Origin of the sequence: Gordonia otitidis NBRC 100426, assembly GCF_000248075.1 — a bacterium.
GTDB classification, from domain to species: domain Bacteria; phylum Actinomycetota; class Actinomycetes; order Mycobacteriales; family Mycobacteriaceae; genus Gordonia; species Gordonia otitidis.
The window spans coordinates 38,406-59,326 of the sequence record NZ_BAFB01000121.1; the positions used below are offsets into that span (position 1 = coordinate 38,406).

Here is a 20,921-nt window from a genome sequence, read left to right on the forward strand (position 1 = left end):
AATTCATGAGTGCACCCACAGTGGCCGGAACCGAGGCCACGACCGGAGTCGACGTCGCGCAGATCGTGGACGCGCAGGCCCGAGCTGCGCGCACGGCGTCGCGGACGCTGGCTGGGCTCAACACCGCAGCCAAGAACGCAACACTGCTGGCCGCTGCGGACGCTGTCGACGCACACACCGAGTCGATCCTCTCGGCCAACGCCGACGACGTGGCACGCGCGAAGGCCGCGGGCACCGAGGTGAGCCTGATCGACCGGCTCCGGCTGACTGCGGAGCGTGTCGCGGGCATCGCCGACGGGCTGCGTCAGGTTGCGACACTGCCGGATCCGATCGGTGAGGTCATCGCGGGCAAGACGCTGCCCAACGGTCTGCGGCTGCGGCAGGTGCGCGCGCCGCTCGGCGTGGTCGGCATCGTCTACGAGGCGCGGCCGAACGTGACGGTCGACGCCTTCGGTATCGCATTCAAGTCGGGAAACGCGGTGTTGCTGCGCGGATCGTCGTCGGCGGCGTCGTCGAACGCCGAGCTCGTCCGGATTCTGCGTGATGTGGTCGCCGGCGCGGGATTGCCCGCCGATGTGGTGTCGTTGTTGCCCAGCGAGGATCGGTCGAGTGTCACGGCTCTGATCACGGCGCGTGGCTTGGTCGATGTCGTCATCCCGCGCGGCGGTGCCGGGCTGATCAGCGCGGTCGTCGCCAACGCGACGGTCCCGACGATCGAGACCGGAACCGGCAACTGCCATGTCTACGTGCACGCCCTCGCCGATGTCGACGTCGCGACCCGCATCATCCTCAACGCCAAGACGCGGCGGCCGAGCGTGTGCAACGCGGCCGAAACCGTTCTCGTCGACAAGGCCATTGCCGCGGAGGCACTTCCCAAGATCAGTCAGGCCCTGCAGTCGCAGGGAGTGGTGATCCACGGTGACGAGCCCGAGATGGAAGCGGCCACCGAGGCCGACTGGTCCGACGAATATCTGTCGATGGACATCGCGATGAAGGTCGTCGACGGCCTCGACGCAGCGGTCGCACACATCGACACCTACGGAACCGGGCACACCGAGGCCATCGTCACCACCGACCTCGCTGCCGCGGAGGAGTTCACCAACCGGGTCGACGCCGCGGCCGTCATGGTCAACGCGTCGACCGCGTTCACCGACGGCGAGCAGTTCGGGTTCGGCGCGGAGATCGGTATCTCCACCCAGAAACTGCACGCGCGCGGACCGATGGGCTTGCCCGAACTCACCTCCACCAAGTGGATCGTGTGGGGCGACGGGCAGATCCGGCCCGCATGATGAGCAGTTCGCACTCGCCGCAGAGCCCCTCGGCCACCGAAGCCGCCCCCATCGTCCCGTCGTTTGCCGCGGTGCCCGACGTCGTGACCGCGCTGCGCGCCACGGGGTACCTCGCCGACGACGCGACCGCGACGTCGACGTTCCTCGCCGACCGTCTCGGCAAACCGCTGCTCGTGGAAGGCCCTGCGGGAGTGGGTAAGACCGAACTCGCGCGTGCCATCGCGGCAGCCACCGATGCAGAGCTCGTCCGCCTACAGTGCTACGAGGGCATCGACGAGGCGCGCGCGCTCTACGAGTGGAACCACGCGAAGCAGATCCTGCACATCCAGGCCACCGGCACCCGGGACTGGGCCGAGGCGAAGACAGACATCTTCTCCGAGGAGTTCCTGCTGCCTCGCCCCCTGTTGACGGCCATCTCGCGCGACGACCCGACGGTTCTGCTGATCGATGAGGTCGACAAGGCAGATGTCGACGTCGAAGGACTGCTGTTGGAGGTACTCAGCGACTTCGCGGTCACCATCCCCGAGATGGGGACCGTCGTGGCCTCACGTCGGCCGATCGTGATCCTGACGTCGAATGCGACGCGGGAGTTGTCCGAGGCGCTCAAACGACGCTGTCTCTACCTCTACATCGACTTCCCCGACGCCGCACGGGAGAAGGAGATCCTGTCGTCGCGGGTGCCGAACCTACCGGATGCGCTCGCGTCCGAGCTCGTGCGCATCGTCGGTGTGCTGCGCACCCTCGACATCCGCAAGAAGCCGTCGGTCGCCGAGACCATCGACTGGGCCAACACCCTGCTCGCGCTGGGCGCGGGGGAGGAGCGAGGACTGGGTGGGCGCCTCGACGAGGGCCTCATCGCACGCACCCTCGGTGTGGTCCTCAAACACCGCCCCGACCTGAAACTGGCCGTCAAAGAACTCAAGCTGGGCTGATGTCACGGGCCGATCGGGGCAACGCTGCCGCCACGACGCCATCAGTGCCACTTGTCGCGCATCTGACCGACTTCGTCGACGCGCTGCGGCGACGGGGGATAGCTGTCGGCCCGTCGGCACTGATCGACGCGGCGCGTGCCATGGAGGTCCTCGATCTACTCGATCGCAGCAGTCTGCGTGAAGGGCTCGCGGCGACGCTCGTTGACGACCACATGCACCGCCCAGCGTTCGATCGCCTCTTCGACCTCTGGTTCCCGGTCGCGATCGGTGCGCGCACCGCAGACGAGGAACTGCCGCGAACAGAGTCCGGCGAGGTCGATGTGGCAGCAGTGCGCGAGATGCTCGCCGATCTGCTCGCCGACGAATCCGCGGACGCCGACGGTCGATTGTCGCGGGCGGTGGCCCAGGTGGTCGACGAGATGGGCCGCTACCAATCCAGTCGCGGAGAGGCGTATTCGGCGTATCAAGCACTGTCGAGCATCGATCCCCAGACATTGATCGCGCGGATCGCGGCCGCGATGGCGGGCGGGTCGGGAGACGACCTCAGCGTCGGCGACGATCCGACGTATCGTCGAGCCGCTCGCGAACGGGCCAACCGGCTGCGCACCGCGATCGAGGTGGAGACCCAGCGGAGAATGGCCGATCGCAACGGCCGCGACAAGGTCAGCGACTACGCGGTTCCGACGTTGCCGGAGAACATCAATTTCCTCTCCGCGGGTAAGAAGGACCTCACCGAGATCCGCCGTACCGTTGCACCGCTGGCACGGTTGTTGGCCTCACGCCTCGAGATTCGACGACGCCGCGCTCATCGGGGGGCTGTCGATGTGCGGGCGACGCTTCGCGCATCGATGTCGACGGGTGGCGTGCCCATCGAACTCAAGACCCGCAAGCCCCGCCCCGGTCGGCCCGAACTGGTGATCATCTGCGACGTATCGGGGTCTGTCTCCGGCTTCTCCCAGTTCACGCTGCAGCTCGTGTACGCCCTGCGGCAGCAGTTCGCGAAGGTTCGGGTGTTCGCCTTCGTCGACACGGTCGACGACGTGACCGAATACTTCGACGACGACGAGGGGTTCGGCGGCACCGATATCGGTGCGGCGATGCATCGCGTGCTGACTCAGGCGCGGCTGATCACGCGTGACGGGCACTCCGACTACGGACACATGCTCCGCGGGTTCGTCGATTCGTACGGCGACACCTTGACGCACCGGGGAGCGCTGCTGATTCTCGGCGATGCGCGGAACAACTACCACGACGCCGCTGAGGATTCTCTGCGCGAACTCGTCGACCGCGCCCGCCACGCCTACTGGCTCAATCCCGAGGCTCACGGCGAGTGGGGGACCGGCGATTCGGCGGCCGACGACTACGCCGAGATCATCGACATGTTCGAGTGCCGGAACGCCACCCAACTGTCAGCGGTGATCGCCGATCTGCTGCCCGTGTGACCGCTCGCGTAAACTGACGCCTCATGGCACATGACCGTCCGCGTGCGCGCCGGATCGGCGTGATGGGCGGAACGTTCGACCCCATCCACAACGGGCACCTCGTCGCCGCCAGTGAGGTCGCCGATCGCTTCTCGCTCGACGAGGTCATCTTCGTCCCGACAGGGCGTCCATGGCAGAAGCTGCCCGCGGATTTCGGCGCAGTTCCCGACCGGACCAAGCAGGTCAGTCCGCCCGAGGACCGTTACCTGATGACGGTGATCGCGACGGCGTCGAATCCCCAGTTCAGCGTGAGCCGCGTCGACATCGACCGAGCGGGCTTCACTTACACCGTCGACACACTGCGTGATCTTCGCGCAACCCTTCCCGACGCCCACCTCTACTTCATCACCGGCGCCGATGCCCTGGAGTCCATCCTGTCGTGGCAGGACTGGGAAGAACTGTTCGAACTGGCCAACTTCGTCGGCGTGAGCCGGCCGGGTTACGAGTTGAACGCCAGCCATCTCTCCACGCACCTGAGAAATCTGCCACCGGATACGCTGCACCTGATGGAGATTCCCGCCTTGGCGATCTCCTCGACGGACTGTCGGGCTCGCGCCGCCACGGGAAGACCGGTCTGGTATCTCGTGCCCGACGGAGTCGTCCAGTACATCGCCAAGCGTCGGCTCTACCGTCGGCCGCGGGTGAATTCGCCCGGAGTCTCCGCACCACTCAAGAGCGATGAGGAACTGCCCGAATCGCACGACGTGGACTCGCGCAGCGCGAGTACACCTGACACCCCACCACGTGGCGCCCACGCGCAACGCTCGAAAGGACAGATGTGACAGCAGCACCCGAGTCGCTGGCCATGGCGAAGGTGGCAGTCGCTGCCGCGCAGGACAAGGTCGCCACCGATGTCACGGTGATCGACGTGTCCGAGCAACTCGTCATCACCGACCTGTTCGTGATCGCGTCGGCCGACAACGAGCGACAGGTCAACGCCGTCACCGACGAGATCGAGGACAAGATGCGTGAAGCAGGCTACAAGCCGGTTCGCCGTGAAGGCACACGCGAAGGGCGCTGGGCGCTGCTCGACTACGTCGACATCGTGGTCCACGTCCAACATGCGGACGAGCGGGCCTACTACGCGCTCGACCGGCTGTGGCAGGACTGCCCGGTGGTCGACCTGGAGAACCGCGCGTGAGCGGAGGCCCGGACGACCACGACACCTCAGTCGAACGTCTGACCCCGGTGGTGCGCAGACTGATTCTGCTGCGGCACGGGCAGACTGAGTTCAACGCGGCCAGTCGGATGCAGGGGCAGCTCGACACCGAGCTCTCCGACCTCGGTGTGCGGCAAGCGAAGTCGGCTGCAACCGCACTCGCGCAACGCGATCCGATGCTCATCAGGTCGTCGGATCTACAACGTGCCCGAGACACCGCAGAAGCTCTCGCGGTGCTCACGGGCCTTCCGGTCGAGACAGATCCCCGGCTGCGGGAGACCCACCTCGGCGAGTGGCAGGGCATGACCCATCACGAGGTCGACGACGTCATGCCCGGAGCGCGTGCGCTCTGGCGCGACGACGCCACCTGGCGTCCGCCCGGCGGCGAGAGTCGCGTCGACGTCGCAGCCCGGGCTCTGCCTGTCGTCGACGAACTGCTGACGAGCGTCGACGGCTGGGGGAGCGGCGAGACACCGGAGGCCCCCGTCGTCCTCGTCGCCCACGGTGGGGTGATCGCGGCGATGACCGCAGCACTTCTGGAGCTCCCAATCGCCAATTGGCCGGTGTTCGGGGGTCTCGCCAACACGAGTTGGGTGCAACTGTCCGGGCACGGACTTCCCGACGAGAAGCCGCGGTGGCGGCTGGACGTGTGGAACGCGTCGGCCGAGGTGGCCGACGCGGGGGTGCAGTGACCGACGAGGCTCTCGCCGACCGGGCTGGGGCGGACGGGGCGGACGGATGTCTGCTCGTCCTGTCCGATTCGCTGGCGTACTTCGGGCCGCAGGGCGGGCTGCCCGCCGACGACGCACGTATCTGGCCGAACATCGTCGGAGCGCAGTGCGGTCTGTCCGTGCGGTTGTTCGGACGGATCGGCTGGACGAGCCGAGACGTGTGGTGGGCGATGACCCAGGATCCGAACATCTGGGCGGCTGTGCCGCACGCACGTGCGGTGATTCTGGCGTTCGGCGGGATGGACTCGCTGCCGTCGCCGCTGCCGACCGCCCTGCGTGAGCAGATCAGATACGTGCGACCGGGACGTCTACGGCAGCTCGTCCGGTCCGCCTACCAGTGGGTGCAGCCGCGTGCGTCGAGGATCGGTTGGCCCGTTGCGCTGCCTCCGGCCGTGACCGTCGAGTATCTCGCCAAGATCCTCGACGCGCTGACGCAGTTGCGCCCTGACCTGCCGATCGTCGTCTGTCTGCCGTCCACCCATCGGAGCCCCTACTACGGCTACGTGCACACCGGACGGGTCCCGACGACAGCGGCGATGCGCGCGTGGTGCGAGCGCAACGCACTCGCGTACGCCGACTTCTATCCGCCGACCCGCGACGCCTACGACAATCCGGCTGTCGAGATGAACCCCGATGGCATCCACTGGGGGTTCGGATGCCATCGAGCCGTCGCCGACGTCGTGGCGCAGCCGGTTCTGAGGGCCCTCGAGGATCCGGTTGTCCGGGACGCGCGGAGAACCCGCTAACGTAGGACTCGTGCCTGTCGTCGTCGTCACAGATTCCTCCGCACGGTTGCCCGCAGCCGTTGCCGACAGCTACGGCATCATCCAGGTTCCGCTGCACCTGACCCTCGACGGCAACGACTACCTCGAGGACGACGAGAACGTCCCCGCCGACATCGTGTCGACGCCCGGCGTGACCACGGCGGGTGCTGCACCGCACGACCTCGTGCAGGCCTACGGCGAAGCCATCGAACTCAGCAAGGGCGATGGCGTCGTCGCGGTCCACATGTCTCGAAAGCTGTCGGGCACGTGGAGCGCGGGACGGCTCGCCGCGGAAGACTATTCGGGCCAGGTCCGTGTGGTCGATTCACGCTCGGTCGGACTCGCCGTGGGATTCGTCGCGATCGCCGCGGCACAGGCAGCCCAAGACGGTGCCGATCGCGATCGCGCCTACGAAACCGCCATTCGTCAGGCTGCGACCGTCGAGTCGTTGCTGTGTGTGCAGAATCTGGACAACCTCCGCAACAGTGGACGCATCAGTGCAGCGAGCAAGATGCTCGGGTCGGCACTGTCGATCAAGCCGATCCTTCACGTCGTCGACGGCACGCTGACCCTGCGCGAACGGACACGCACCTTCTCCAAGGCGCTCGACAAGATGTCCGAAGCGGCCGTCGACTACGCCGATGGCCGTCCGGTGACGCTCGGTGTGCAGCACTGCCAAGCTCCCGCTGCCGCAGCCGATCTCGTCGTTCGACTACGCGAAAGTCTGCGCAGTGTGACGTCGAGTATCACGGTGGATCTGGGTCCGGTGCTCGGCTGTCACGTCGGTCCCGGCGCTGTCGGCGTGGTGATCGGTACCCAACTCGACCCCATCACCAGGGGGCCGTCGGTCAGCTGACGTGCTGCCGCCTCTGACCGTCCGTCGCTTCCCTCGAAGCTCTGCACGACCCGTCCGTACGAATGCACGCTCACGTGCTGTCCACAATCGGGCCCCGTTCCACAGACTCTCTCAGCGCACTCGGCTGCACGCAGGAACGGGACTGCGGCGACCTACCGTCAGACAGTATGAGCGACAAACCAATCCGGATGACGCGCGCGTCGGCGGCGCGGGGTGGTGGCGAGCGGGGGTCGGGTCGCGGTCCCGACCGTGGACGGTCCGCGCTCGACCGGTTGTCGGTGACGGCACCCGCAACCGTGCAGGTCGACGAGGGGCGAGTCCCGAGCCCCCGTGATCGCGCGGGGTTGGCTGAGCTCGACGCCATCCCCGCAGTTGCTCCGCCGGACGTGGTCGACACCGTTGTCGACAACCCCGCGTCAGTCGGGTGGGGCGTCGACACGACACCAGGATGGCTCGCACCCGGCGATGACCGCCACCACAGATATCCCTTCGCCGCGCATGGGGACGGTGTCGACGAGGACGACGAGGACGAGGAGGACGACGCGTCACGACCGCGACGCCGATTCGCCGTCGCTCCCGCGGGTGCGATCGCTCTGATACTCGTTGGTGTGATCGCCTGTGCGGTAGCTGGTTTCGGGCTCTTTCGCAGCGACGACGTCGTGCCGGCGGTGGCATTTCCGGCATCAGCAGGTCCGTCGTCTGGTGCATCACCCGGGAGTGCGGACCGGCCCGAGGGCGCGGCGCACCCGGGTACTGCACCCGGCGCGCCCTCGGTCTCGCCGACGACGATGGTGGTGAGTGTCGTCGGGCTGGTGAACAAGCCGGGGCTCGTGCACCTCGCGCCGCGTTCGCGGGTGGCCGACGCGCTGGCACGCGCCGGTGGTGCGCGTGCCGGGGCTGACACGACATCGTTGAATCTCGCCCAGGTGCTCAACGACGGCGACCAGGTGCTCGTCGGTTACGCAGGCAAGAACGGCCAGTTGTCGCTGCGTAGTGCAGTGGTGGCCGCTGGAGCCGGCGGTGGCGCGCCGACGGCCGCACCCGACACCGGCAGTGCATCCGAGTCCGGCTCTGGGACAACCGGTTCCGCCGGTTCCGGGCCTTCGGGTGGGAAGGTGGATCTGAACACCGCAACCGCAGAGCAACTCGACACGCTGCCGGGCGTAGGACCGGTCACCGCCAAGGCCATCATCGATTGGCGTGCGCAGCACGCGAAGTTCACGTCGGTCGATCAACTCGGCGAGGTCGACGGCATCGGACCAGCTCGGCTGGCAAAGCTGCGCGATCTCGTGACCGTGGGCTGACGCTACAGTGGACTTCCGGCTTGTCACACCTGCTCTCGTGGTGTGGTCGGTCACGCTGCTCGGTCTGCTCGGACCGTCGTGGTCGATGCCGACGATCGTGTGCTTCTCCGGAATCGTCTTGGCCACGGCAGTATTCGGCTATCGCCGACGGGTCCTCGACTGGCAGACGATCGGAATCGTCGTCATCGGTGCAGGCATGGCGGCGACATGTGCCCTCGCTCTGTGGATGCGGCTCGAGACACGCGACGCGCATCCGCTGGTCGGGATGTCGGGCAAGGCGACGATCACCATGACGATCCGCGACGACCCTCGCAACTTCGGGCCCGCGCAGCGGGGGCAGGTGACGATGCGCGTCTCGGTCTCGGCGATCGGGGAGCGGCGGGTCCGGAGTGCTGTCGCCGATGTCGTCGCTCGCTCGTCGGCGTGGTCGGGGTTGCTGCCGGGACAACGTGTGCGTGCGTTGATGAGTGTTCGTGCGCCGCGCGGCGGCGATCTGACCGTCGCGCGGCTGACGGCATCGGGATCACCGACGCTGGTGGGGCGGCCTCCGCCGCTGCAACGGGGTGCGGGTGCCGTGCGGTCGAGGTTGCAGCAGAACTCTGCCGCTGCGCTGGGCGGCGAGTCCGCCGGTTTGCTGCCCGGCCTGGTGATCGGCGACGAGAGTGCGCTCTCGGAGGCGGTGCGCGACGAGTTCAAGGCCGCAGGTCTGAGCCACCTGACAGCCGTGTCCGGTGCCAACTTCGCGTTGATCTGTGGGGCGGCGATCGTCGCCATCCGGTTGGCGGGAGCGTCGCCGAAAGGCGCGGCCGTGTGCGGGATGGTCGTGATAGTCGGGTTCGTGATCCTGGTCAGGCCGTCGCCGAGTGTGGTGCGGGCCGCGATGATGGGCGGTGTCGGGTTGCTGGCGTTGTTGTCGACGCGGCGCGCTCGTGCGTTGCCGTCGCTCGGAGTGGCAGTGCTCGCAGGTCTGCTCTGGTGGCCGGAACTCGCAAGCTCACCGGGTTTCGCGTTGTCGGTTGTCGCTACCGCAGGATTGGTGCTTGTGGCGCCTGCCATTCGAGACAGACTGCGCGACTGGAGAGTACCGCCGGTTCTGGCCGAGGTCCTCGCCATCGCGATTGCTGCGCAGATAGTGACGGCACCGGTGATCGCGTTGATCAGCGGAACGTTCAACGTGGTGTCCGTGCTGGCGAACGTCGTCGTGGCCCCGGTCGTCGGCGTGATCAGTGTGATGGGGACGTTGGCGGCTCTGATCGGGATGGCGGGTGAGGTCGGATCGGTGTGTGCTCAGTTGTTGCTGCGTGCGACCGCGCCGGAATTGTGGTGGATGCTGGCCGTCGCCAGGTGGTTGGGTGGATTGAGTTGGGCCGCAGTGGATGTCCCGGATGGGGTGGCGGGAATGGCACTGGTGCTGCTGTCCACGTGCGTCGGCGTGGGGATCGCTTGCGGCAGGCGGATCGTCGGTGCTGTCAACGGCGCGGGTTCTGGTTGTCGTCCGGTCGATTGAACGGCGGATGTCTTCCGCAGAATTCGGACCTGCATGCGCGACACTGTTCGGGTGCAGAACAGAATTGTGCGTCGTGCCATCGTCGCGACGGGTTTCGCCGGTGCCATCGGTGTCGGTGTCCTGACCGGTCAAGCGTATATGGGTTCCCCGCAGGCGGCTGCCGACACCGTCGCACGTCACAGCGTGTGTGGGTCGCGCTACTACGAGAACTCGGATGGTGTGTGCACGCCCCGCCCGGATGGGTCGGCAACTGGGATTCGTTGCAAGGACGGCAGTTTCAGTCATGCTGCGCATCGTCAGGGTGCGTGTTCGAGTCATGGCGGGATCGACGAGAGTTCTGGTGAATCCGGCGGCAGTGCGGAACTCGGGAGCGCGGCGCTGGGTGCGGGTGCAGTAGGGAGCGCAGTGATCGGTAGCTCGGTGCTACCTGCACTCCTCTTCGCCAGCTGAGCCGCGCGCCGGAAGTCTGCGTGTCAGGGCCGTCTGGCACGATGAATGGCGTGACCGACCGCCTGCATCTTCTCCTCGGAGACGACGATTTCCTCACCGGACGCGTGATCTCGGGCGTGACCAACGAACTGTCAGAGCATGTCGGTGCCGATATCCCGGTGACGCGAGTGCGGGCGGGTGATGTCAGCGAGCACGAATTGGCCGAGTTGCTGAGTCCGTCGTTGTTCGCCGAGGACCGCGTCGTCGTCGTCGAGTCAGCGGCCGAGGCGGGCAAGGAGCCGGCTGCGCTGATCACCCAGGCGGCACGCGAACTGCCCGAGGGCATCACGCTGATGGTGATCCACACCGGGGGCGGTCGCGCGAAGTCGATGGTCGCAGAACTGCGCAAGGCCGGTGCCGTCGAACACGATTGTGCGGCGCCGCGGTGGCCGTCGGAGCGGATGGACTTCGTCCGCAAAGAGTTTCGCGAGCTGGGTGTCAAGGTGAGTGCCGACGTCGTCGAGCAGGTCGTCGAGGGCGTCGGTGCCGAACTCAGGGAGCTCGCTGCCGCGTGTAGTCAGCTCGTTGCCGACACCGGCGGGAAGATCGATCGTGATGCGGTCCGGCTCTACTACCAGGGCCGCCCCGAGGTCACCGGCTTCGAGGTCGCCGACAAGGCGGTCACCGGCGATCGCGCCGGAGCGTTGGAGTCACTGGCTTGGGCGGTGCATCACGGGGTGCCGCGAGTTCTCCTGGCCGATGCGCTCGCCGAGGCTGTGCACGCCATCGCTCGCGTACGGGGGATCGGGTCGATGGATCAGTACGCTGCAGCGTCGGAGCTGGGTATGCCCCCATCGCGCGTGAAGAAGGTGCAATCGCAGGCGCGTGCCTGGGATTCGTCGTCGATAGCGCAGGCCGTCGTCGTGGTGGCCGGGCTCAACGGAGACGTCAAGGGGCAGGCTGCCGACGCCGACTATGCGCTGCTGCACGCAGTCGATGCTGTTGCCTCTCTGCGCCCCACCTCGCGCCGACGCTGACCCTCGCTGAGCAACGCAACTCACCCCGGCGACCGCGTGGAAGTCGCCGGGGTGAGTTGGCTAGAACGAGGAGACGGTCGGCGCTGCGACCCATCACGTGTTGCAGGTTGGACCACGGTGCGGGTGCGCGCTCGGACTCGTCGAGCTCCGGCACGTGCCGGAAGGGCTACCTCAGAGCTTGTTGACGGCCACAGCGATGGCCGACTTCTTGTTGGCAGCCTGGTTGGCGTGGATGACGCCCTTGCTGGCTGCCTTGTCGAGCTTGCGGCTTGCCGACTGTCCGAGCTCGGCTGCCTTGTCCTTGTCGCCGGCGTCGACAGCCTCACGGAAGCTACGGATCGCGGTGCGCAGCGAGGACTTCACCGACTGGTTGCGCTGACGGCGGATCTCGTTGGTGCGGTTCCGCTTGACCTGGGACTTGATGTTTGCCACGCGTGTGTACCTATCGTTGTTGTTGCTGGTTGTGTTCCTGAGCAGGTCAGACGGGTGGCGGCCTTGTACCGACCGTCGACTCTGCGACAGCGGTCTACTTTACCAGCCGGAAACGGGGGTCCCAAATCCGTGGCGTCCGGTGGCTGGCAACCGTGCGGGTATCGAACTCCTGTGAATCGGTGTGACGGTGCGCCGGGCTACACATGTTCGTGATGTCCGGATCTAGGCTCGACACATCATGTCAGTTGTTTACGTTCATGTCGGACTACCCAAGACGGGGACCACCCATCTCCAGGATCGGCTGTGGTGGAACCGCGACCTCGCCTTTCGCCACTCGGGTCTGCTCTACCCGGGAAACGAGATGGTCGATCACTTCCACGCCGCCACACATCTGCAGCCCGACAGATACCTCGACTGGGTCGATCCGGCGTTTGCCCACAGCTGGCCGACGATGGTCTCGCAGATGCGGGCATGGCCGGGGAAGTCGCTGGTGTCGCACGAGTTGTTCGCGACAGCGCGCGACGACCAGATCGAGTCACTGGTGAACGATCTGTCGTTCGCCGACGAGGTCCACGTGATCGTGACCGTGCGCGACCTCGCCCGCCAACTGCCGTCGGTGTGGCAGGAGAACGTCAAGAACCAGCGCCTCGCGTCGTTCGATGACTTCGTGGCGTCGGTACGTCGGCACGCGCCGCGTCGAACGGGGTCGTGGGGCGGCGATATGGAAGAGGAACCGTTCTGGGAGTTCCAGGACTACGTCGGCATCCTCGGCCGGTGGGCGGAGTTCGTCGGACCCGAAAGGGCGCATCTGGTCACCGTGGCCAGCCCGGGGACGGGCGGGACGTCGTTGTGGGAGCGCTTCTTGTCCGTGCTCGACGTCGATCCGGCGCCGATGACCATCGACGTCCCGACCAACAACACCTCGCTGTCGGCGGCACAGGCAGAGTTCCTGCGCCGTCTGAACTCGCGCCTGCAACCCGACGACATCGAATGGGAAAGATACGAGCGCGTCGTGAAGGGACACATCATCGCGAAGGTGCTGTTCGCGCAGAAGGGGGGCACTCCGCTCGGGCTCTCGACAGAACAGCGTGGCTGGGTCGCCGACGAAGCCGAGGCCATGGTCGACGCCGTGCGGGTCGCCGGGTACCCGGTGACCGGCGATCTCGGCGATCTCGTGGTGGCCAGGACGTCCGGCGACGACTCCCGACCTCCCACCGTGGACGAGATTCTCGATGCCTCGCTAGACGCGGTTGCGGGTGTCGCGAAGACGATGCCCTATCCCGAGACGGGAGCCCGTATGCAGACGCGCGCAGCGAACGTCGTGCGCCGCGTCGGTCGCCGCGTGGTCTCGGTGCGTCGGCGCCTCGGCTAGCGGGGTAGTCGTCTCGCCCGTTCGTGGTAAGCCAATTGCACCGACGTCGATGAGAGATGTGCGACGCGCCTGCGCAGACGTCATGCCGAGCGGCGCGATGTGAGGCACCATGTGTGTCTATGAGTCCCGCGTCAACCGGAGCGCCCGCCAAGAAGGCGGCGCGCAAGTCCGTGCCCTCGTCGTCGAAATCCGCCAACGGAGCCAAGTCGGCCAGTGGCAAGGGCGCCGAGCCGGGGCAGGCCGCCAAGGGCGGCAAGGTCAAGGTCGCGCGCGAGACACCTCCGACAGAGACAGGCATCTTCAAGGGCTATTCGAAAGGGCCGTACGGCAAGGCCTTTGACGAGATGTTCGACGCCGACGGCGAGGTGCGTCCTGCTTATCGGGGCATCTTCAAGGTCATGGCCGAGTCCGATCGCGCCGACCTCGAGGCCCGGGTCGACGCGCTCGGTCGGGCGTTCATCGACCAGGGCATCACGTTCTCGCTCTCGGGAATGGAGCGTCCGTTCCCGTTGGACGTTGTGCCGAGGGTTATCTCGGCAGCGGAGTGGAACAAACTCGAGGCGGGGATCACCCAGCGCGTGCAGGCCCTCGAACTCTTCCTCGACGATGTCTACGGCGAGCAGGAGATCCTACGCGACGGCGTCCTGCCCAAGAGGCTGGTCCACTCGTGCGAGCACTTCCACCGCCAGGCCGCAAACATCCGTCCCCCCAACGGTGTTCGCATCCACGTCGCAGGTATCGACCTGATCCGCGACGCCAACGGCGATTTCCGGGTTCTCGAGGACAACCTGCGGTCGCCGTCGGGTGTGTCGTATGTGATGGAGAATCGCCGCACCATGGCGCGGGTGTTCCCCGACCTGTTCTCCACCCACAAAGTGCGCCCCGTCGCCGACTATCCGAGCCACCTGCTGCGCGCCCTGCGGGCATCGGCCGCGTTCAACGAGGCAGATCCCAACATCGTCGTGCTCACGCCCGGTGTGGCGAACTCGGCGTACTTCGAGCACTCGCTGCTCGCGCGCCTGATGGGCGTCGAGCTCGTCGAGGGTCGCGACCTGTTCTGTCGCGACAATGTCGTGTACATGCGCACCACGGAGGGTGAGCAGCGCGTCGACGTGATCTATCGACGTATCGACGACGACTTCCTCGACCCCGTGCAGTTCCGTCCCGATTCGATGCTCGGGGTAGCAGGTCTGCTCAATGCTGCGCGCGCGGGCAATGTCGTCATCTCGAGTGCAGTCGGTAACGGGGTGGGCGACGACAAGCTCATCTACACCTACGTGCCGGAAATCATCAACTACTACCTCGGTGAGAAGCCGATCATCGGCAACGTCGACACGCTGCGCTGCTGGCTTCCCGAGGAGTGCGAGGAAGTACTCGACCGGATCGATGAACTCGTCGTGAAACCCGTTGAAGGGTCGGGTGGGTACGGCATCGTCTTCGGACCCGACGCCACCAAGGCCGAGTTGGACACATTGGCGCGCAAGGTCCGCAACGATCCGCGCGGATGGATCGCGCAGCCTGTCGTGCAGTTGTCGACGGTGCCCACGAAGGTCGGAGACTCGCTGCGGCCTCGTCACGTCGATCTGCGTCCGTTCGCAGTCAATGACGGTGAGAAAGTCTGGGTGCTACCGGGCGGACTGACCCGCGTCGCCCTTCCCGAGGGCTCTCTGGTGGTGAACTCGAGTCAGGGTGGCGGTTCGAAGGACACCTGGGTCCTCGCGAGCCGCGCGACGCAGAGCGAGCGTGAACTCGGTGGTGGCAAGGTCGTCACGTCCAGTGCGGCCAAGGCAGCACGGCCCGCGGAGAGCGCGCCCGATCCCGTATTCGAACAGACGCAACAGCAACAGCAGGGCCTCGGCTCGATGGCGCAGTCCCAGAGCATGCCCGGGATGACGCAGAGTCAGGGCACGTCCACGACTCAGAATACGGGCGGTGATCACCGATGATGTTGGCCCGCAACGCCGAATCCCTCTACTGGATCGGCCGCTATGTCGAACGTGCCGACGACATGGCGCGTTTGCTCGACGTGGCGATCCACCAGCTACTCGAAGACACGTCCGCTGACGTCGACGGCGCCGTGCGCATGGTCATCCAGGTTCTCGGGCTCGAGGTCCCCGACACCGACGATCCACTCGACGTGTGGGCATTGACCGAGCACGTCGCCTATGCGAAGGGGTCGGCAGGATCGGTCGTCGACCTTATCCGAGCGGCACGCGAAAATGCCCGTGGCGCACGAGAAGTCACGTCGAGTGAGATGTGGGAGTGTCTGAACACCACCTACAACGGCCTCGCCGAGGCGGAACGTCGGGGCCGTCGACTCGGGCCCCATGAGTTCCTCTCGTACGTGAAGAACCGTGCGGCGATGTTCGCAGGACTAGCCGACGCGACGATGAGCCACGACGACGGGTACCGCTACCTTCTTCTCGGCCGGTCTGTCGAGCGTGTGGACATGACCATTCGCATGCTCCTGTCACGGGCCAACGACACCGTCAATTCGCCGGCGTGGGTCAACGTCCTGGTCTCTGCGGGTGCCCACGACACCTACCTGCGAACTTACCGTGGTCTTCTCGACGCCGAGAACATCGTGCAGTTCATGTTGCTGGACAGGCTGTTTCCGCGATCGGTCTTCCACGCACTGCGTGTCGCCGAGCAGAATCTCGCCGAGATCGAGAAGCGCCCCAGTCGCGTAGGTGAGCAGGCCGAGGCGCTGTTGCTGCTGGGTCGGGCGCGCAGTTCGCTGGAATTCCTCGAACCGGGTCGGCTGCTCGAAGGGCTGCAGGAGCGGCTGCTCGACCTGCAAGACACCTGTCGCGCGGTCAACGAGGCTGTCACCGCCCAGTATTTCCATGTGTCGCCGTATGTTTCGTGGGCCGATGCTCGCGTCAGCGATGGTGAGGACCACGTCATCGAGGAGAGTGAACTGTGAGCTGGCGTCTGAGAGTCGTGCATTCGACGGGGTTCGCCTACCAGAGTCCGGTCACCTCGTCGTTCAACGAGGCTCGTCTGACCCCGCGAAGTGACACGCGGCAGAACGTGATCGTCAACCGCGTCGAGACGGTGCCCGCAACGCGTTCCTACCGGTACACCGACTACTGGGGCACCGCCGTCACCGCGTTCGACCTCCATGCCCCGCACGAGGAACTCGAGGTGTCGGGGATGTCGGTGGTCGAGACCGAGCCGGGGGAGCGTCCGTCCCCGGAGAAGGCGGCGACCTGGGAAGAACTGCAGAGCGATTACGTCGCCGACCGGTACGACGAAATGCTCTCGTTCACACCGTATGTACCCAAGAACGGGCGACTCGGTTCGACGGCGCGTCGAATAGCCAAGGGCTTGGACCCCGAGGACGCGGTGGAGGCGATCTGCAAGTTCGTGCACGAGGAGATGGAGTACGTACCCGGCACGACCGGCGTGCACAGCACCGCGGTGGATGCGTGGAACGAGCGGAAGGGTGTCTGTCAGGACTACGCGCACGTCAGTCTCTCCATGCTCCGCAGTCTCGGCGTGCCAGCGCGATATGTTTCCGGGTATCTGCATCCCAAGCCCGACGCGAAGATCGACAAGACCGTCGAGGGACAAAGCCATGCGTGGATCGAGGTGTGGACCGGGGGATGGTGGGGTTACGACCCGACGAACGACATGCCCATCACCGAGCAGCACGTCTCGGTCGGCGTAGGCCGCGACTACTCCGACGTCTCGCCACTCAAGGGCATCTATACCGGAGGCAAGGCCACCGACCTCGACGTCGTCGTGGAGATCACCCGACTGGCTTGAGCCGCACGAGGCTGTGCCGTCGCTAGAACGGTGGTGGTCCTGCGACGTCGACGTAGGGTTTGTCGGCGTTGCGGGTGAGTCTGTGTTGTCGGTTGCGGTGTCGTTCGGTGCGGCGGCGGGCGTGTTTGTTCGCCGCGCGTGTTCGGTGGCGTGGGTTGGTCTCGGGTGGCTTCATTCGACGCGGTGGTGGGTCGCCGGTGGCTGGTGGGGTGAACCGGAGTCGGCGTAGACCGGGGAAGGTGTCTTCGAAGGTTTCGGCGTCGCCGGGGATGACGAAGCCTTCCGGGGTGATGTATTCGGTGACCAGCCGGCCGGTGGCCGGGTCCCGGTACTGGTCATCCACCCAGTCGCCGAAAGTCTTCTGGATGTGCCCGTATCGGCATTTGGTATTGAGATTCTCGTAGCTGGTGGGTCCACCAGCCTCGGGGTTGTGGTGGTCGTATTCGGTGACGTGATCGTTGTCGGCGGTCCATGCCGAATGGGCGCAGCCGGGGTCGGCGCAGTAGCCGTCGCGACAGCGCACCGCCTCATCCAAGGCAGTCGACGGGCGGTAGGGGTCGGTGCCGTGTGCGGGCAGGGTGTAGGTGCCGTCGGCGTTTTCGGGGGTGTTTGTCGGCACGACCCGGTGGGTCACCGCGTCCGGGCGGGCAGCGATGTCACGGACGTGTTCGGCGGAGATGATGCCGTAGCCGTCCATGAATCCGACCGGCACCGACTCTGATGACTGGGTGGTCCGGTGACCGTCTTTGCGCGCATAACGCAGCCCGGGCAGGCCACCGGCGGCATCGCCGGGCGCGTCACCGTCGGACACACCATCGTCGTCGCTGCCATGAGCGACGCCACCAGACGACGAATCCGCCTCGCTGTCAACCGCATCCGCTGCTCCGCCTGCGGTTCCCGCGGTGCCGTCGACGCGATCTGCGATGCCGTCAGCGGTTCCCGCGATGCCGTCGGCGAAAGCGGCGATGCCCTCGACGCGATTCCCGATGCCGTCAGCGGAAGCGGCGGTGCTGTCGGCGCGATTCTGGGTGCCGTCGGCGGGTTCGGGTGGGGTGAGGGTGGCTTCGTTGCACACCACGTGGATGACGAACCGCGGATCGGCAGGCGGTACGGTGCCCGGTTCGGGGATCTGGGCGGTGCAGTCGTCACTGCCGCAACCGCATTCGAACCGTGAACCAGAGAGCAGCGCGAACATCGCATCCGAGGCGCGTTGCTGACGCGTCCGCCCATCACCGCCGCACACCGCCTCGGCCAAACGCCGTACCGCCGCGACCGCTACCCGCACGTTCTCCGCCGACATCACGGCGGTGATCTCCCCGACCCCGTCACCACAGTTGTCGGTGAACACACCCCGCTTGTCCAGAGCACGTTCACGACGTTCACGCACCGCATCCGGATCCTGGCGGAACACGATCCTATCCACCATGTCCCGCAATCGTGGACGCTTCCACGACCCTCGCCGGGTCCGTAGCGTGGTCGCGATCTGTTCGTCGACAGCGGCCACCACCTCGGGCGGGGTGCCCGGCGCACGCACCAGGTCGGTACGTGAGATGACCAGTCGCGCTTGCTCGACCGACACGATCCCCTCCCGCAGACAGCCGAACACCTGCGGCAGATCATCCCGCAGCACGATCGCCTCATCGATCATGCGTTCTGCCTGCGGACGTGACACCGCGAAGATCCCTGAGATGCGTGCTGCAGCATCCGAAAAGCCGTCGACGATCAGGCCGTCAGTCTCGGCACGCGCAGCGACCAGCCGGTCATAGAGCACGCCGATCGACTGATACCGCGCCCACGCCACAAACGCCTCACCACACCGCAATCGGGTCAAACCCTCCAGGACGGCAACCGTGTCCGAACCCTCGGGAGCGGCGGGATCGACACCACCGAGCAATCCAAGCGGCACGCCCGTTGCCCAGTCCGACTGAACAGCGTCGGGCGTCGAATCGAATCCTTCCGAATCATCACCTCCCGCAGCCGAATCGGCTCCTGGGCCAACTGACTCGATCGACATCCCACACCCCCTTGCCCTCGCCGGATCGAACGTTTGTACCCATAGTACGACCTGCCACCGACAAGAAATCCGAAGAATTCCGGCCGTTCAGTTGTCGACGTCGATCGCCGAGCAATCGCCGAAGGCCGAGTTATCGGCTACGGTACTGCTGCTCCATTGCCTCGAGGGTGTGCCGATCGCTGGCAGTGACGTCTCCACGAAATTGGCCGATGGGCGTCGCCATGATCGACTCTGCGCCGAACTCGGCCGCGCGGTCGACCCAAGGCGTGTCGGCGATCAGCTGGATCGGCGACTCATCGCCAGCCGTACTCGCGTCGGAGGCGATCGGCAACGGCGTTGAAGCGCTCCTCGTCGAGGATCGCACCCTCCCTGCGGATGCCGTTCTCGAGGACGATCAGCACCCGGTCGAGTCGGACGTAGCTGGTCCGGTGCTCCTCGTCCCAGACACCGGTTCCGAGTTCCATCCAGTTCGGGTCGTCGCGGTGGTAGTCCTGGCTCGAGAGCATCAACCCCAACAGATGCGTGTGCTCTGCGCCGCGGTCCCGTCCGACGACCAGCACAGGGCGGTCCTTGCCCTTGCTCGGGTCGTCCTCGTAGCGCACCCAGGTCCAGACGATCTCGCCGGGATCGGCCGCGCCGTCGAGGTCGGGGGAGTAGACGATCTCGCGGGCGACCTCGTGGGTCGGACGCATCCGTGACCGGCCGGTCATTGTTGCGACCCGCTGAGGATCAGCTCACCGACGGCGTCGGCGGCGAGCTGCGCAGTCGGCTTCTTGTCTGGTTTGAGGTCATGCCCCGCCTTCTCGATCTCGACCAGTCGTGTGGGCGCGGGGATGAGCGCGATGGCATCGGTGATCTCCGCAGTCGTCGCGAACGGATCGGTGGACCCGTGGACGATGACCGTCGGGACGGTGATGTCGCCGAGGTGATCGGTGCGCGCGCGTTCAGGTTTACCAGGCGGGTGCAGTGGATAGGACGAGAGCAACAGTCCCGCCACGTCGACTGCGCCGCCATCCTCAGCGACGACCATCGATGCCTGCCTACCCCCGTAGGAATGTCCGCCGAGAACGAGCGGGCCGTCGGATTCAGAACCGAACAACGACGCCGCCGCGCGTATCCCGTCCCGATCGCCGGCAGCACCCGACGGGCTCGGCGGTCCCTTCGGTCTGCGCTGCCGATACGGCAGGTCGATGCACGCGACGAAGACCCCACGGGCGCTGAACTCCGTGCCGTAGGCCCGCATGATCGCGGTCTGTCGGTTTCCGCCCGCGCCGTGCGCTAACACCAACACGGCGCGTGGGCGCACATCCGGACGGTAGATATCTGCAACGACGCCGTCGGCGGTGAAGGTCTCGGGGCTCACAGTCTTCACGCTATAAGTTGGCGTGGTGCGCGCGATACGAGTGGTGTGGATCGTGGCTTCCGTGGCGGCGGCCGCCTACGCCATGTACTGCGGCTTCATCCAGGTCGGCGAGGTGACGTTGGGCTGCAGCAAGGGTGGCGAGCTGTCAGTCTACGATGCGCGCCCTGGCGCAACCTGCGAGGATTCGGTCTTCACCGCGCTGGGTCCGCGCCGGCCGGTCGTGTTGGGTCTGCTGTTGATGACGCCGCCCCTGATCGCTGCGTGGGCGCTGCGCATCTGGGTGTCGTGGCTCGTGGTACCCGCGATGGCAGTGTTGATCTTCGTGGGCATCGCAAGATGGGCCGACTTCTGGCTGCTGCTGTCCTTCGGTGCACTCCCACTGCTTGTGGTGTCGATCGTCGTGGCCCTTGCACATCTGGTCGTCCGTGCCCACACGGATTCACGCCGAGCTCGCGACGAGGCAACTGGTTCGCTTCACGA

Annotated in this window: 21 protein-coding genes; 17 read left to right on the forward strand and 4 right to left on the reverse strand. The window is 66.3% G+C overall.

Features of this window, described 5'->3' with window-relative positions; translation table 11 throughout:
- Positions 1-5: 5 nt before the first annotated feature.
- From GOOTI_RS12650 to holA, 12 genes are all read left to right on the forward strand, one after another.
- Complete coding sequence (locus GOOTI_RS12650; RefSeq protein WP_007238986.1) at positions 6-1,289, forward strand: glutamate-5-semialdehyde dehydrogenase; 1,284 nt, start codon at positions 6-8, stop codon at positions 1,287-1,289.
- Entirely contained in the window at positions 1,286-2,221 is a 936-nt protein-coding gene (locus GOOTI_RS12655; RefSeq protein WP_007238987.1) for an AAA family ATPase, read from the forward strand. The genes GOOTI_RS12650 and GOOTI_RS12655 overlap by 4 nt, the downstream gene beginning before the upstream one ends.
- Positions 2,221-3,663, forward strand: a complete 1,443-nt coding sequence (locus GOOTI_RS12660; RefSeq protein ID WP_007238988.1) for a vWA domain-containing protein — start codon at positions 2,221-2,223, stop codon at positions 3,661-3,663. Before GOOTI_RS12655 ends, GOOTI_RS12660 begins: the two co-directional genes overlap by 1 nt.
- A gap of 23 nt (positions 3,664-3,686) precedes the next feature.
- Positions 3,687-4,484, forward strand: coding sequence for a nicotinate-nucleotide adenylyltransferase (gene nadD, locus GOOTI_RS12665; protein ID WP_007238989.1), 798 nt, complete (start codon positions 3,687-3,689; stop codon positions 4,482-4,484).
- The gene (gene rsfS, locus GOOTI_RS12670; RefSeq protein WP_007238990.1) at positions 4,481-4,843 is read left to right on the forward strand and encodes a ribosome silencing factor; all 363 of its coding nucleotides are present in this window, start codon (positions 4,481-4,483) and stop codon (positions 4,841-4,843) included. The genes nadD and rsfS overlap by 4 nt, the downstream gene beginning before the upstream one ends.
- Positions 4,840-5,553 (forward strand): histidine phosphatase family protein, encoded by a 714-nt coding sequence (locus GOOTI_RS12675; protein WP_007238991.1) that lies wholly within the window; start codon positions 4,840-4,842, stop codon positions 5,551-5,553. The genes rsfS and GOOTI_RS12675 overlap by 4 nt, the downstream gene beginning before the upstream one ends.
- Complete coding sequence (gene octT / locus GOOTI_RS12680; RefSeq protein WP_007238992.1) at positions 5,550-6,338, forward strand: diglucosylglycerate octanoyltransferase; 789 nt, start codon at positions 5,550-5,552, stop codon at positions 6,336-6,338. The genes GOOTI_RS12675 and octT overlap by 4 nt, the downstream gene beginning before the upstream one ends.
- Positions 6,339-6,348: 10 nt before the next feature.
- Entirely contained in the window at positions 6,349-7,212 is an 864-nt protein-coding gene (locus tag GOOTI_RS12685) for a DegV family protein (RefSeq protein WP_007238993.1), read from the forward strand.
- Between the two features lie 167 nt (positions 7,213-7,379).
- Positions 7,380-8,516 carry a ComEA family DNA-binding protein gene (locus GOOTI_RS25180; protein ID WP_306302695.1) on the forward strand — a complete coding sequence of 379 codons (1,137 nt, stop codon included), beginning with the start codon at positions 7,380-7,382 and terminating at the stop codon, positions 8,514-8,516.
- Between the two features lie 7 nt (positions 8,517-8,523).
- Entirely contained in the window at positions 8,524-10,023 is a 1,500-nt protein-coding gene (locus GOOTI_RS12695) for a ComEC/Rec2 family competence protein (protein ID WP_007238995.1), read from the forward strand.
- A gap of 33 nt (positions 10,024-10,056) precedes the next feature.
- The gene (locus GOOTI_RS12700; protein ID WP_007238996.1) at positions 10,057-10,473 is read left to right on the forward strand and encodes a DUF3761 domain-containing protein; all 417 of its coding nucleotides are present in this window, start codon (positions 10,057-10,059) and stop codon (positions 10,471-10,473) included.
- Positions 10,474-10,514: 41 nt separating this feature from the next.
- Positions 10,515-11,489, forward strand: coding sequence for a DNA polymerase III subunit delta (gene holA / locus GOOTI_RS12705; protein ID WP_039994049.1), 975 nt, complete (start codon positions 10,515-10,517; stop codon positions 11,487-11,489).
- 171 nt (positions 11,490-11,660) lie between these two features.
- On the opposite strand, the gene rpsT is transcribed toward holA, so the two are convergent.
- Positions 11,661-11,921 (reverse strand): 30S ribosomal protein S20, encoded by a 261-nt coding sequence (rpsT, locus tag GOOTI_RS12710; RefSeq protein WP_005180469.1) that lies wholly within the window; start codon positions 11,919-11,921, stop codon positions 11,661-11,663.
- Between the two features lie 238 nt (positions 11,922-12,159).
- Here rpsT and GOOTI_RS12715 point away from each other — a divergent pair, with 238 nt between their 5' ends.
- From GOOTI_RS12715 to GOOTI_RS12730, 4 genes are all read left to right on the forward strand, one after another.
- Entirely contained in the window at positions 12,160-13,293 is a 1,134-nt protein-coding gene (locus GOOTI_RS12715) for a hypothetical protein (protein WP_007238998.1), read from the forward strand.
- 119 nt (positions 13,294-13,412) lie between these two features.
- Positions 13,413-15,239: a circularly permuted type 2 ATP-grasp protein gene (locus GOOTI_RS12720; protein ID WP_007238999.1), complete on the forward strand. Its 1,827-nt coding sequence runs from the start codon at positions 13,413-13,415 to the stop codon at positions 15,237-15,239.
- Positions 15,239-16,219, forward strand: a complete 981-nt coding sequence (locus tag GOOTI_RS12725; RefSeq protein WP_217997291.1) for an alpha-E domain-containing protein — start codon at positions 15,239-15,241, stop codon at positions 16,217-16,219. The genes GOOTI_RS12720 and GOOTI_RS12725 overlap by 1 nt, the downstream gene beginning before the upstream one ends.
- Entirely contained in the window at positions 16,216-17,064 is an 849-nt protein-coding gene (locus GOOTI_RS12730; protein WP_007239001.1) for a transglutaminase family protein, read from the forward strand. The genes GOOTI_RS12725 and GOOTI_RS12730 overlap by 4 nt, the downstream gene beginning before the upstream one ends.
- A gap of 22 nt (positions 17,065-17,086) precedes the next feature.
- Here GOOTI_RS12730 and GOOTI_RS12735 read toward each other — a convergent pair whose 3' ends face one another.
- From GOOTI_RS12735 to GOOTI_RS12750, 3 genes are all read right to left on the reverse strand, one after another.
- Positions 17,087-19,078, reverse strand: a complete 1,992-nt coding sequence (locus GOOTI_RS12735; protein WP_007239002.1) for a DUF222 domain-containing protein — start codon at positions 19,076-19,078, stop codon at positions 17,087-17,089.
- A gap of 293 nt (positions 19,079-19,371) precedes the next feature.
- Positions 19,372-19,788: a type II toxin-antitoxin system PemK/MazF family toxin gene (locus GOOTI_RS12745; protein ID WP_039994050.1), complete on the reverse strand. Its 417-nt coding sequence runs from the start codon at positions 19,786-19,788 to the stop codon at positions 19,372-19,374.
- On the reverse strand, positions 19,785-20,441 hold the full coding sequence (locus GOOTI_RS12750; RefSeq protein ID WP_007239005.1) for an alpha/beta hydrolase family protein: 657 nt from the start codon (positions 20,439-20,441) through the stop codon (positions 19,785-19,787). The genes GOOTI_RS12745 and GOOTI_RS12750 overlap by 4 nt, the downstream gene beginning before the upstream one ends.
- Positions 20,442-20,493: 52 nt before the next feature.
- Here GOOTI_RS12750 and GOOTI_RS12755 point away from each other — a divergent pair.
- A partial coding sequence (locus tag GOOTI_RS12755) for a hypothetical protein (RefSeq protein ID WP_138985273.1) occupies positions 20,494-20,921 on the forward strand: 428 nt, incomplete at its 3' end.